General features: G+C 69.1%; 7 protein-coding genes. 5 read left to right on the top strand and 2 right to left on the bottom strand.

All coding sequences use genetic code 11. The features are described from left to right. Positions 1-90 precede the first annotated feature (90 nt). The 3 genes from OJ997_RS25265 to OJ997_RS37825 all read left to right on the top strand — a co-directional run bounded on the left by OJ997_RS25265 (position 91) and on the right by OJ997_RS37825 (position 7632). Positions 91-4677: a hypothetical protein gene (locus OJ997_RS25265; RefSeq protein ID WP_270028051.1), complete on the top strand. Its 4587-nt coding sequence runs from the start codon at positions 91-93 to the stop codon at positions 4675-4677. A gap of 429 nt (positions 4678-5106) precedes the next feature. Continuing rightward, positions 5107-6192 (top strand): CHAP domain-containing protein, encoded by a 1086-nt coding sequence (locus tag OJ997_RS25260; protein WP_270028050.1) that lies wholly within the window; start codon positions 5107-5109, stop codon positions 6190-6192. Between the two features lie 156 nt (positions 6193-6348). After that, complete coding sequence (locus OJ997_RS37825; RefSeq protein ID WP_270028049.1) at positions 6349-7632, top strand: tyrosine-type recombinase/integrase; 1284 nt, start codon at positions 6349-6351, stop codon at positions 7630-7632. A gap of 38 nt (positions 7633-7670) precedes the next feature. Here OJ997_RS37825 and OJ997_RS25250 read toward each other — a convergent pair whose 3' ends face one another. Next, a complete protein-coding gene (locus tag OJ997_RS25250) occupies positions 7671-11732 on the bottom strand; it encodes a PIN domain-containing protein (RefSeq protein WP_270028048.1) in 4062 nt (1353 codons plus the stop codon). Positions 11733-11748: 16 nt separating this feature from the next. Between OJ997_RS25250 and OJ997_RS25245 the strand changes: the two genes are divergently transcribed. Further along, entirely contained in the window at positions 11749-12351 is a 603-nt protein-coding gene (locus OJ997_RS25245; protein ID WP_308213588.1) for a tyrosine-type recombinase/integrase, read from the top strand. A 292-nt stretch (positions 12352-12643) separates the two neighbouring features. Further along, positions 12644-13303, top strand: coding sequence for an FG-GAP repeat domain-containing protein (locus OJ997_RS25240; RefSeq protein WP_270028046.1), 660 nt, complete (start codon positions 12644-12646; stop codon positions 13301-13303). 147 nt (positions 13304-13450) lie between these two features. On the opposite strand, the gene OJ997_RS25235 is transcribed toward OJ997_RS25240, so the two are convergent. Beyond that, entirely contained in the window at positions 13451-13891 is a 441-nt protein-coding gene (locus tag OJ997_RS25235; RefSeq protein WP_270028044.1) for a hypothetical protein, read from the bottom strand. Positions 13892-13969 lie beyond the last annotated feature (78 nt).

The raw sequence follows: 13969 nt of genomic DNA, 5'->3' as shown, positions 1-13969 counted from the left end.
TGGCCTCCGACTTCTCGCGGCGGCGGCGACCGTGCCCCGGCGCGGCGGCACGCCCCTCGCCGCGCCGCGCACTCGCCGGAGGGCGACACCGTGAGGCGCTGGCCGGCCCTTGTCGCGGTGGTGCTCGCGGTCGCCGGCGCTGCCCTCGCGCTCGCGCAGGACGGCGGCGCTCCCGCCGCGCCCGCGCCATGGTCCACCCGCCCGGAGGTTCCGGGCGGGGCGCGCACGCTCGTGCCGTTCGGGATCGAGACCACGGGCGCGGGCGCGCACGCGTGGGCGCTCGGCCGCGCGGGCAACGAGACGGTCGTCCTCACGCGCGCGGCGAGCGGCGCCTGGTCCACGGCGCCCCTGGCGACCGGCGCGCCGGTCGGTGGCGCGGCGCCGCAGCACGCGGGTGAGATGACCGCCGACGGGCACGGCGCGGTCCTGCTCGCCGCGCCGACGCGGCTGTTCACGCGGGCGCCCGGCGCCGCGTTCACCGCCGCGCCCGATCCGGGTGCCGAGCTCGCGGCCGACGAGCAGCTGGTCGGCGGCGACCCGGCCGCCGCGACCGCCCGCACGCTGCTGGCGGTGATCGGTGGGGGCACGCCGGCCACGTTCGTCGCGCCGACGATCGCCGACGGCACCGGCCGCGCGGTCCTGCGCCTGGACGCCGGCGGCTGGCAGCGCGAGCCGATCGACGCGCCGGACCCCGTCCGTCCCGTCGCGCTGGCGGCCGCCGGGCCCGCGCGCGCGTGGATGCTGGCGACGACGGTCGGCGACCGCGTCGTCCTGCTGCGCCGCGATCCGGCCGGGCCGCGCTGGGTGCCCGTGAGCTTCGACGACGAGTTGAGCACCGCGGTCGCGAAGGTCGAGGTCGCCGCGGCGCCCGCCGACCCGCTCACCGCCACGGCCGACGGCGTCTGGATCGATCTGCGCGTCACGCCGACCGGGGCGACGGCACCGATCGACCTGACTGAGCGGCTGAAGGTGACCGAGCCCGCGGTGCCGACGCCCACCGCAACGGCCACGGGGACCGCCACCGCGACGTCGACGGCGACCGCCACGGCCACGCCGACCGCGACCGCCACGGGCACGGCCACACCCACCGCGACCGCGACCGCAACCGCAACGCCCGCTGCCCCGGTGCTCACCCTCGACGGCCGCTGGTGCGACGCGCAGCCGCTGTGCGATCACCCCCTCGGCTTCGAGCTCGCCGCCGGCGCCCGCGGCTACCGCTCGGTGGCGACGGCCGCGACGGCGGACGCGAAGTTCGGCGCGCGCCAGATCAGCGCACCCGTCGATCGCGGAGTCGCCGCGTCCGCGCGCGCCCGTGACGCCCAGCGCCAGGGCGGCTACGCGGCGCTGGAGGGTGAGGCGTTCGCGCTGCGCGACGGCATCGGCGAGGACGGCAGCTCGACCACGCAGGCGATCGCGTTCGCCGCCGACGGCACGGGCTTCACCGGCGGTACGGTCGCGTTCGGCGCGGTGAGCCGCGCCGCGACCGGCGCGTCGTCGGCCTCGGAGCCGGTCCCCGCGGTGGAGGCGATCGTGACGGCGGCCGGCGCCCCGAACGGCGACGGCCGCGTGTTCGCCGTGGCCCGCACCTCGGGCGCGTTGCTTTACGCGCCGGGCCGCGGGTGGTCGCAGTCGTACACGCCGTTGCTGGAGAGCCGCGCGCCGCCGCTCGTCCTCGTCTGGCCGCGCCCGAACCTGCTGATCGCGGGCGGGAGCGCCGGCTCGCTGATGACGACCAACGCCGACCCGCTCAGCTTCGATGCCGTGCTCGAGGACCGGCAGCTGCCGCCGATGCGGGTCGTCAACTTCGACGCGCTGAAGATCGAGGACACCGTCCTCGCGCTCGCGTGCACGCCCTCCGACCCGCTCGACTGCATCGCGGTCGGCCTCAACGGGCTGATCGTGCGCGGCGACGGCTACAACTGGCGCGTCCTGTCGCTCCCGGCCACGGCGCCGGATCCGACCCACATCACCGGGGTCGCGTTCAACGGCCGCACGCCGCTGCTGGCGACGACCGACGGGCTCTACGTCGGCGAGCCGTCCGGCGGCGGTGACGCTTACACGCGTGACGATGACCTGCGCGCCCGCATGGCCGCCGCGGGGCTGCCCGCCGCGGTCCGCACGGTCGCGACCGTCGCCGGCGGCGGCGTCGCGGTGGACGGCCGCTTCGCGCGCGACAACGAAGCGGCGCCGTGGCGCCCGACCGCCGAGCCGCTGGACCTGCACCCGTTCGCGCTCGCCGCGTTCCGCGGCGCCGACGGCACCGTCCGGTCGATCGTGTCCGCGACCTCCGAGCCGGTCCCGCTGCCGGAGCCGGTCGACCTTGACGACGAGCAGATCGACGAGCAGGGCCCGGCGCTGCTCGCCCCGCCGCCGATCGACGCGGTCGCGTTGCGCGAGACGACGGACGGCTGGGTCGACCTGGACCGGTCGCGTTTCCAGCGCTCGGGCGGCCGTGACCTGCCGGAGATGACGCCCAACGTGCGCGCGATCCTGGTCGACGGCGACGGCAGCGGCTTCCTCCTCGGCGGCGTGTCCGACACCTCGACGAGGCCCTACAACCGGAGCGGTCCGGACGCCCCGACCCTCGGCGGGCTCGCCTCGGTGCGCCGACTGGACCGTGGCACACTCGTCGCTCCCACTCCCGCCGCGCCGTCGGAGCCCGCCGAGCTGCCCGCGCCGGCCGCCTCGGTGCGGCTCGCGGTCGGCGGCCACCCGGCGTGCCTGGACCGGTGCGGCGGCGCCGCCGGACAGGGGTACGGCCCCGACGCGCACCTCTCGGCCGCGATCACCCGCGTGCGTGCCCTGACGGCCGGCGGCGCCGGGCCCGCGGCGCTGCTCATCGGCGGCGGGCGTGCCTCGCTCGGCGGCGAGCCGCTCGACCCGGGCGGGGCGCGCCGCTACCGCCAGCTCGCCGAGGGCGCCGGCGTGCCGACGTACGTGCTGCCCGGTCCCGGCGATGTTCCCGGCGGCGGCGCGGAGGCGTTCGCGTCGGCCTTCGCCACCGCGGCCGCGCCGCAGGGCACGGGCGAGGCGCCGGCGGGCGTCGACGTGGCCAGCGTGCTGCAGCCCGGCCCGGCGGTCGCGGGTGCGGCGCGCACCACGTTCGCGTTCGACGTCAAGGCGCCCGCAGGCACGGTCCGGATCGTCGCCATCGACAACGCCGCGGGCCGGCTCGAGGGCGGGCCCGAAGGTCCGCAGGCGCAGTGGATCCGCGCGACGATCGAGCAGGCGCGCGTGGCCGGGTTCCCCTCTGTCGTGGTCGGCAGCGTGCCCCTCGACAACAGCCAGCGCGCGAAGCCCGCCGAGGACGCCGCCGACCAGATCGCGCTGCTCGCCGGCCGCGCCTCGGCCTATGTCGCGACCGCCGGCGTGGACGATCCCGCCGACGAGTACTTCGGAGGCGTGCTCTCCCAGAGCGTGGCTCAGGCGCCCGGCGCCGCCGCTCGGCTCACGCTGCTGCAGTCCTCGACACTCGGCTACGCGCCTTCCCGGAAGTTCACGGTGGGGCCCGAGGACGAGGAGGACGAGACCACCCGCCAGACCAACGCCGCGCTGATGATGGTCGACGTCGCCGTGGGGAGCTGGGACCCGGCGACCGGCATCGCGCCCGTCGGCGTGGTGTCCGAGCCGCTCCTGGACGGCCTGGAGCTCGACCAGGGCTCGCGCGCGATCCCGCTCGGCTGGGCGATCCCGCTGTTCGTCGTCGCCACCGACCCCAGCCCGCGCCGGTTCCTGATGTCCCCCGCTCCCAGCGAGCCGCTCCAACCCGCCAGCCCCAGCACCACCTCGGACCCGCTGGTCGACCAGTGCCGCTTCTTCCTGCAGTCGTGCGAGACGTTCGTCCCGACCGCCCTGGCCTTCACCTCCGCCGACACCCGCATCGCCCGCTTCGTGGCGGTCCGCCCGGGCGGGCGCGAGAACGGCGGTCTCCCCCAGGTCATCCTCGACCCGGCCGGCAACGTCGTCGACGACCCCCGCGGCTTCATCTGCCCGCTCGCGCTCGGCACGGTCGACATCAGCGTCACCGCCTTCGGCCGGCGCGTCACCAACCCGGTCCGCGTGACCCCGACCCCCAGGCTCGACGGCCTCCGGACGATCCCGATCCCGCCCGGCACCTGCGCGTTCCCGAACATCCGCCCGCCCGACGACCAGCCGAAGCCCACCCCCACCCCCGAACCGCCCGCCGCGAACCCGCCGACGGTCTCCGACCCCGCCCCGGCGACGTCGAACCCACCGGCCCAACCGCAGCCCCAGCCCGGACAGCCGAACCCGGTGCCCGAGTCCCCCGCGCCCGCCCCCGCCTCTGCGGGCCCCGGCCCGACGACCCCGGCCGTGCCGGTCCCGCCGCCCGCGCCCGACCCGGCCCGCCCGCCGGTCGCCCCCGCACCCAAGCCGCCCGTCCCGCCCGCCCCACCGACGCCGCCGCAGGGCCTCCAGGTCCAGGCGGTCGAAGCGCCGCAGGTGCAACCGATGCAGGCCGTGCAGCACGCCGAGCAGCGCCGCGAGGAATACGCCTTCGAAGCCGACAGCGCGGCGGTGGCCTACGCGCACCCGCCCTCACCATGGCCCTGGGAGATCGCGGGCGGCGTCGCCGCGCTCGTGCTCGTGATGGCCGGCGGCGGCCTGGCGGGCCGCTCCCGCTCGCGCGCCCTGGCGCTCGCCCGATCTTCGCGCTGAACGAGGATCAAAACTCCACAAATCGGGGATACACACGCGACCAGTCGAACGAGGAGCGTGGCGATGTCCCAGGAGACACGGCAGCGGCTTGGCGGTCGTATCCGGGCGAGCGCGGTGGCACTCGCCGTGCTGGGCTCCGGGGTCGCGACCGCCTCAGCGAACGCGGCGGATCTGCGCGTCCACTCGTCGCGCACGGGGAGCGCGGAGGCCACGGTGCGGCTGGTGGTGTCGGCGCACACGAACTCGCGCTGCAGCGCGTCCGTCCGCGCGCCCAAGACTCGGGCGATGTCCCTCCCGGTGCTCGTGACCAAGCGCGGACGTGCCGCGTGGCGTTGGGTGGCCCCGGCAGGCGCGCCGAAAGGTACGTGGCGGTTCTCGGCACGTTGCACGTTCCGCGGGCGAGTCAGTCGCGCGACGACATCGGGAAGGGTGCGCGTCGCCCGCGACGGCGTACGAGCCGGCTACATGTTCCCGGGCTCGCTCGACGTGGTCCAGGGGCGTTACCTGCACAAGCCCAAGTCGCAGACCATCGTGTTCGACACGAGCGGCTCCAAGGGTGCCGCCGGCGACGGCAACCCGGGCGAAGCCAAGTACTGCACCTGGGGTGCGTGGAACCTCGCGAAGTGGCTCGGCTCGGCGGTGTATGGACCACCCGGCCAGAACGACGCCAAGTACTGGGCGGCCAACGCGAAGCGCAACGGGCTTCCGGTCGGCACGGAACCGCGCCCAGGGGCCGTGTTCGTCAAGACCGTCGGCACATTCGGCCACGTGGGCGTGGTCACACGGGTCCTCAGCCCGACGTCGTTCATGGCGAACGAGATGAACGGCGGAGACCGCCTCATCAACCGCGCACAGGGCATCACCAACGAGTTCGGCGAGTACCACGAGCATCAGCACACGACCGAGAACATGCTGTTCATCTACCAGCCCGGAACGCAGCCTGGCGCATACGTCGGGCACATCGTCCAGTGGGACGGAGACACCAAGGGCCAGAAGACCGCATGGCTCGTCGGCCAAGACGGCAAGCGCCGCTGGATTCCGACCAGCGCGTTGTACTACTGCTTGAAGGGCCACGGCGTTCCCGGCCCCGACGTCCTCCCCGCCGCCCGCCTGGACGAGTACCCCGACCTCACCGGACAGTGGGTCACCTGTGGGCCATCCGGCTACGGCGCCGGGTCAGGCACTCCACCAACTGAGTCCGAAACGCCTCCGGAACCGCCACCCCCACCGCGGACCTGGAACGAAACCACCGGCGGCAACGCGAACACCTGGTCGAACCACCTCAACGCCGGCGGCACTCAGGGTCCCACCATCCCCGCGTTCACTACCGTCGCCATTTCCTGCAAGTTGCCCGGATTCAAGGTCCAGAACGGCAACACCTGGTGGTACCGAATTGCCCAGGCACCGTGGAGTGACCAGTACTACGTCTCCGCCGACGCGTTCTACAACAACGGCCAGACCTCGGGACCGCTCGCGGGAACCCCGTACGTCGACCCGGCGGTCCGGGACTGCTGAGCACCGATCGGACTGCAACGATGCGAGAGGAAACCGCGCAAGTGCGCGGTTTCCTTGAGGGGTGAGCGACGGGACTCGAACCCGCGACCGCTCGGACCACAACCGGACTGATACCGATTTGACTGGGTGCGATTTGGCTCTCTAGAGCCAAATATTGTGGTCTTAGGTCAGGTTTGTTCGGCTCAATTTGTTCCGAAGATTGTTCCGTCGCCCTTCAGGAAGCCGTGCCGATGCCGACTCTTTCAGGAGAAGGACATGGGCAAGCGCTCGTACGGCACCGGACACCTCTACGAGACCAACGGCAGTTGGTACGGCCGCTGGCGTGACCCGAGTGGACGTCAGCGCAACCGCAAGGTCGGCGCGCTGCGCACACCCGGCGAGCGCGACGGTCTGACCAAGACGCAGGCCGAGGCGAAGCTGCGGTCGATGATCGAGGACGAGTCGCTCCTTGCCTCGTCGGTCGTCGAGCGCGTGACCGTGGCGGAGGCCGGCGCCGCGCTCCTCCGACGGCTGAAGGCGCGCGGGGCCAAGAAGTCCTACCTGGTGAACGTCGAGGGCTGCATCCGCGTGCACATCGCGGTGGCTCCGCAGTTCAAGGGCAAGGATCTCGCGCAGCTCACCGAGGACCACGTCGAGCGGTTCATCGACGCGAAGCTCTCCGCCGGGCTCGCGCCCAAGACGATCCGGAATCTCCTCGGCGTACTGCACTCGATCTTCGTGCTCGGACAGCGCCGCAAGTGGTGCGTGGCGAACCCAGTCAAGCTCGCGGAAGGACCGAAGGTCCGGCGCAACAAGATGCGCATTCGGTTCCTCACGCAGGAGGAGCTAGAAGCCCTCGTACGTGTGGACTACCCCGAGGACGCGTTGGGATCGATCGAGCCCTCCCTCTACCTGGTCGCCGCCATGACCGGCCTGCGACAGAACGAGCTACTCGCGCTGCGCTGGCGACACATCGACTGGACCAACGAGCGCATCCGTGTCGTCGAGGGCTACGTGCTCGGCGAGTTCAACGATCCGAAGAGCGAAGAGTCCGCCCGCTCAGTTCCGATGGCAACGCGCGTGGCGGTCGAGTTGGAGCGCCTGTTCCAGCGGTCTCGCTATCAGGCCGACGACGGCCTCGTCTTTGGCCACCCCGAACTTGGCAAGCCGCTCGACAGGTCCAAGCTGCTCAAGCGCTTCAAGGCCGCCTTGAAGCGCGCGGAGGTGCGGGAGATCACGTTCCACGAGCTGCGGCACACGTTCGGCACTCGCTGCGCTGCAGCCGGCGTGCCGATGCGAACGATCCAGGCGTGGATGGGCCACGAGGATCCCGACACGACCGCCATCTACGCCCACTACCAGCCAGCTGCGCGAGAAGTCTCCCTGCTCGACACCGCTTTCGCGCACGGCACACCGGCGTACACCCGGGTGGGCAACTCAACAACTGGTCGAGCGGGCTAGGTTCTGGGATCGACAGCAGTCGAGACTCAGGCGGTGTCTCAGACAGGCGGCTGCTTCGCAGTTCCGTCCTCGATGAGACCCAATCGCCAGTCGGGGCCCGCAGGAAGGCCGAGAACGCGGAGCTGGTACTTCATCGGTAGCCGAGACAGCACCGCAACCAAGGGAACGATAGGAGGAACCGAACCAGTTGCAGTGGCCGTCTGAACAGCGTTCGCAACAAGCTCATCCACGGGGTTCTCGACCGTGCAGAAGACGCGCTCGCAACGACTGAATGCGGCAAGCAATGCGCGACAGTAGTCGGAATCCGCACTGTCCCCAAGCGCCGCTCTGCTGAGAAGAACGGCGCAGATAGCCCCAGGGCGACGGCCATGAACGGTCCTCAACCGAGTCACGAGATGCGCAATCCACTCCGCCAGTCTGCTTGGCCTGGCCTTCCAAATGGCCCTCAACGCCAGATCCCACGCCTCGATCGAGGTCTCCGCATCTACTAGCCACCCGTCTGGGTCTAGAAGCGTGGTGTCTACGGCAGGGCTTACTTCGAAATCATCGGCCGAGACTCGAGCGGCAAGCTCGTTCGCTTCGAGTCGCAGATACCGACCGCCGGCACCGCGGAGCGTCCACACCGCCGTACGCGCATCGGGCTCTGTAAGCACACCTCGGCGCCTCATGGCCTCGAGCAGAGCTGCGGTTCCAAAGGCTGGAACGGCTTGCTGTCGCGCCCAACGTCGGAGATAGCGGTCGTCGCAGAAGAACGGAATGCCGCGGTCGATCGCGAGCACGAGCGCTCCCAACCAAGTCGCTGCCGAATGATGCAGGTCTCCGCTACGTAAGGCTCCAGCGGCATCGCTGGTGCCGCCGACATCCGGGTCCAGAACGGCGAGCGTGCGAGCGATTTCTCTGAGCTTCTCGATGCGCTTCGTTCTGGCGGCGACCGATTCTTCTGAATCTGTCCAAAGCGTCGGACGACCGGAGTCAGGATCCCACCCAAGGGTCCCCGCGCTGTTGCTGTCTGGCTCACGTCCGAGCACTTCGACCTCTTCAGCAATTGCTCGCGGCACGACCGAGCCCGGTAGTGCGCGGCGGACGGCCCCCGATGAGGCCTCAGGAAGCAGGGAGAGCACCGCAAGAACAGATCCGTCCCAGGACGCAGCACGCGCAATCGCGGCATCAGCGTCGGACACCTCAAGTTCTTGCAAGTCCCGCAACGGAGTCACGAGCGGGAGCAGACGGCTCTCGATCCAAACCTCGAGCGAAGTCCGTCCAAGGACCGCCAGCAGCGATAGCGCGCCACTACCACCGGAGATCTGCTCAAGGATCTCGGAGGCCCAGCGTTCTCGCCGCCCCAGGTGTCGCTCGGCGAACTCGCTCCACCCTTCGGCGGTAGACGGCGCACTGAAGGACTGCACGTGCGCGGACTCTGGGAAACGCTCGGGGAACTCCGCGAACGTCGAGCGCAGCCGCCGCTCGAGTTCCGCGTCGAGTTCGAAGTCGACTCGGATTGAGAGCGTGATGAGCATCGCTTCCAACGTCTCGTCACGTCGAGCAATTTCGTCGGAAAGACGAGCGATACGTTCAAGCGCCTCGGTGATCGGTCGCGCGTTTGCAATCAGCCGGGCAACCAGCCGCCGTTGCGAATCACTTTCCGGTCGTTCGCCAGCGCGTTCGAGCAGCTCCAATCCAGCTGACGCGTCCCCAATTCGGGCGAGTGATTCGGCAGCAGCCCAAGCAGCCTGCGAGCTTTCAGGGCATGCCTCTGACCAGGCAACTGCCGCCTTGGCGAGCGCATCCCACTGCTGCCGAGTAGCTAGTGATGAGGCGAATCTGTACCAGGCATGTTCGCGCATCGCAGTGGGGGTGTCGCCGGCCTCCGCAAGCGCACGCCAGGCCGTCTCTGCCTCGGAATGGCGTTCGAGTTGCTCGAGGGCGTCGGCGCGACGCAACCTCTCGATCGGAGGCGGCTCGTCACCCAAGGTGTCTTCAACGAGCGTGACGACCCGCTCCCAATCCTCTGCGTCGACAGCAACGTCTATCAGCGCGCGCCTTCCGACCAACGTGTCAGCGTAGGCCAGCAAGATCGTTTCCGCTTGCTTAGAGTCGCCCCGTCTGGCGAGGTACGAGGACAGCAATTGGTCACGGTAGAAAGGCGCCTCGCGCCCGAGAATCTCCGCAGCACGATCGCTCCATGGAGCGCCATGGTCCAACGAGGCTGTTGCACGAATGTTCGCCAGCGCTAGAGCGTCTTGGTCGTCCGTTGCCGCTTCGATCTGCCGGTCTAGCGCTTGGGTTGCCGCCGCGGCCACATTGGGATCGGATGACCCGAGATCAAGCTGCAACCACAACAGACGGCTCGTCTCATCGGTCGCATCTCTACCTGGGGCGATCCTCACCGCGAGATCCTGGCGATGCGCCCCAAGCAGCGCGGACGCTAAGGCCGCGCGCGCTGTCGCGCTTCGCGCCTCGGCCGAGCCTCGGCTCGTCCACCATCCCACTACTCCGTCAACATCTGGATGACGATGGCGTCGCGCGAGGGCCCGCACGAGGTCCCCGTCGTGGATCATCGCTTGGTCAAGATGTCCGAGGGTCAGTGCTTCGTGCGCTACATCGTCGAGCACCTGGATCGCTTCGTCGTACGACGAATCCTGTCGAGCTGTCGACGGGTCGCGTGCACTCCGACGGTCAGCCGCCATTAGGCAGCGCACCAGCAGCTCGGCCGCGGAGAGCGACCACGCATCCTGGAGTGCCTTTCGCGCGGCCTCCTCGGCTTCCGGCTCGCGGTCAAGCTCGTAAAGAGACTTCGCGAGGAGAACGTCCCGGAAGCGACCCTCCCATGGGAGGGCAGGCTGAATAGCCCGCAGCTCCGTTACTCGGTCGGTCGCATCGTCCAGCAGGGAAGCGCGTGCTAGCCGGAACCCGGGACGCAGGTCGTCGCTCGCACGGTCCATGATCGCGTCGGCGGACGCGGCTTCGTCCGCGGCTCGGTACGTGATCGCTGCCCGCGCCAAGAGGGAGGCGCTCTCGTCTCCATCGGTCTCGCTGGACGCACGCTCGAACGCGGCCGCCGCTAGCCGCATCTCCCCAAGAACGCTCACGGCCGCCGCCACGTAGGCCAGGAGGCGACCGTGTTCAGCATGGGCGAGATTGACTAGCGCGTCGCGACTTTCCAGCGCCTTACTCAGTTTGATCGCGGCATTCGAGTCATGCGCTCGAAGCTCGTCTACGACCCGACGCATCATCCGCGAAGCCCCGAGATCCTGAGCGGCTGGTCGAGTCGCCAATCCGAGAGGTACGTCGCGTACATCATCGGTGGCCGTCTCGGGAACCGACGACGAAGACTCCGGGGCTATAGAGGTCTCCGTGACGACAGCCGCGACCGCACTGCCCTCGGCAAAGTACGAGAACGGCGATGAAACAGCGCCGCTGGACGGCTCGGGCCCGAGATAGTGCGAGTAACGCATCCGGCTCCTGGGAGCTCGTTCCACGGCAAAATCAATCGCCGCGATCCAATGGCCATAGGCGTCCGGGCCAGCATCGGAAACCGCGTATCCCTCCGGAGACGGCAGCGCGAGCCTCTGGCCAAGGACAAGCAAGCCGTCAACCCGTGACATGGCTCCATGCGTCGTCGACGCGTCGGCTAGAGCGTCCGAGAGCGTGTCTCCCTTCACGCCTTCAAAACCAAATGCGAAGACAGCGGGCAACGGCATCTCTGGAAACTCCTGCGTGACCAAGCCCCGAAGGCGAACTGCCGCACCGGCGCATTCCACGACGGCGGAAGTGCCTAGTTGGCTTTTCACCGAGACGACCGCCACGACCGTTTCGATCGGGACGACGTGGGCGTCTCCCTCACCGGCCAGTGGCGCCCCGCGCGAGGGATCGTGCAGGATCACGTCCCATTCGCTGCTAGGGCCTGATCCCGGTGCCATCACCTCCCCCCGCAGCATCTCGATCATCGGGAACCGTGCCCTAAGCGCGTCCGCGACGGCGGCCTCACGCGCTGTTCCGCGCGAGGGCTTGTGCTGTGAAAGCGCCGAGTGTCGTGCTGCGGATGCCGCCAGCATCGCGGCTTCCTGCCGAAGCATCTCGCGAAAGCCCTCGTAGGACACGTTCAAAGGATGCCAAGTGGGACGGAAGGCATCACTTGCACCCCAGGGGGTCCCGATCGAACGCCTCTTCGACGCCACTCGTCGCGCATTGCGACGCGCCCAGTGGTGTGTGGCCAACTCGGTCAAGCTCACCGAAGGGCCGAAGCTCCGGTGCAACAAGATCCGCATCCGCTTTCTCACGCAGGAGGTGCTCGAGGCGCTCGTGCGCGTGGACTTTCCCGAGGACGCGCTGGGAACGATCGAGTCATCCCTCTACCTGGTCGCCGCCATGACCGGCCTCCGCCAGAACGAGCTACTCGCGCTGCGCTGGCGACACATCGACTGGACCAACGAGCGCGTCCCCGTCGTCGACGGCTACGTGCTCGGCGAGTTCAACGAACCGAAGAGCGAAGAGTCCGCTCGGTCAGTCCCGATGGCCACGCGTATGGCTCAGGAGCTCGAGCGACTCTTCCAGCGGTCGCGGTTACAGGCAGATGACGACCTAGTCTTCGGCCACCCCGGGCTCGGCAAGCCGCTCGATCGGTCCGAGCTGCCCAAGCGGTTCAAGGTGTCCCTGAAGCGCGCAGAGGTCCGCGAGATCACGTTCCACGAGCTACGCCACGTTCGGCACGCGCTGTGACGCGGCCCGCGTCCCGATGCGAACGATCTAGGCGTGGATGGGCCACGAGGACCCGGATACGACCGCGATCTCTCCGCACTACCAGCCGGCTGCGCGAGGTATCACTCCTTAACGCCACATTCGCACCGTCCATCCTGGCAGTAGGCGTTGAAGACGACACGTAGTCCAGCGGTAGACCAGCACGTCCGGGTCGACGAGAACGATCGCTCTATTCGAGCTGTATCTCAGCAGACGGGGCTCGGGACCTCCGCGAACCACTGGCGAAGCGTCCGAGGGCTAAGGTTAACGCTGAATGGACGCCTCTACCCTGATTGGACTTGCAGTCGGTGTTCTAGGGCTTGGGCTCACCGCGTTCGGCGTGCTGCTCTCTGTGTGGGCGCTGAAGCACTCTCGGACTTCGGACCAGAACGCTGCGGAGCGGGACAGCCGAGCAATTCGGAAAGCAGAAGAGCTTGGTGTGAAAGTCGCAGACATCGCTCGGGCACTCGGGATCTCAACGACTGCTGGAGCCGACGCAGCAATCGACGGCAATGAGGCGCGCCGCTGGGCGATAGCCGTCGCCGACGTCAATAACGACGGAAGGGACGAGTTGCTTGTGGCATCTCCATGGGGCCCTCACAGCTCGATGCTTCACGTCTTCGGACAGCGCGACGAGTGGCCAGACAGCTTCAGCAAGCTGGCCGAGATCGGGAGTGGAACACCGATGGGATTCACAGTGGGCGACCTTGACGCTGATGGACGCGTTGAGATCGCCACCGTTCAACCACACGCCGACGAACCTTATGCAAGTGGCATCCGCGACGAGGTGCTCTACCGCTGGGACGGCGCGCAGTTTGCCGAGGTAGCGACACAGCCTTTGCCGCGGCCGGGGAAGCCCGGATTCGATGATCCGGCGCGTCGTCTGCGGTGGCATGCCGGACAGACGATCCTCAACGTGTCCAACGAGGGCTGACCGTGGTGCCCTGCTGGGCCGTCTGGGCGCCCGCAGTGAAGTGCCAGCGAGAAGGCGAGACCGGTGGTCATACGTCCTGTCCGCCCTTGACTTACGGACGGGATGCCCGCCAGCGTCACGCACGCTGGCGCTTCTAAACGTCTCTTCTCAACCGAGGAGGACGAAGCTTTTGAGCATTTTTGAAAGGACCACAAGGTCGGCCTGCTGATCTCGATGCAGTCGTCCTCGCGAGTCTGTTGCCAGATCGCCGGCACGGATCACTAAGAGCCTGAGGCCGTGGCAGGGGATGAGTTCTCGCCGCCGCTCGTCGTACAACCGACGCTGTTTTCCTCGATCGACGCCGCTCACAGTCATCCGATCCGGCTTGTCAAAATGCGGCACCGGATGTTCGTGCTGGCGCTCGTGGTACTCGACGACGAGCGCGTGCCGCTTGTAATAGCCGTCGACCGGGAGCTTACGGCGGTTCCCGCTAGAGCTCGGGTCTCCCAGCAACCAGTCGAAGCGATGTTGTCGACTGGCACGTTCGCCAAGCAGATCGTCGGTCAGGTCAAGGACGTAACTCTCGTCGGAGTTCGCACTGCCAGGCATCTGAACCATAGTTTCGCCGACTACGCGCTCTGTGTGTTTGGCCAGCGGCGGCCTGCTCCGCCGCTCGATCCTCGACGC

This window comes from Solirubrobacter phytolaccae, assembly GCF_027587195.1.
Taxonomy (GTDB): Bacteria; Actinomycetota; Thermoleophilia; order Solirubrobacterales; family Solirubrobacteraceae; genus Solirubrobacter; species Solirubrobacter phytolaccae.
Note: the sequence above shows the minus strand (reverse complement) of the source record. Positions and strands in the feature narration are given on the sequence as shown.

Coding starts and splice junctions, on each gene's coding strand:
- OJ997_RS25240 (WP_270028046.1), top strand. CDS start 12,644: ATGGACGCCTCTACCCTGATTGGACTTGCAGTCGGTGTTCTAGGGCTT.
- OJ997_RS25235 (WP_270028044.1), bottom strand. CDS start 13,891: ATGCCTGGCAGTGCGAACTCCGACGAGAGTTACGTCCTTGACCTGACC.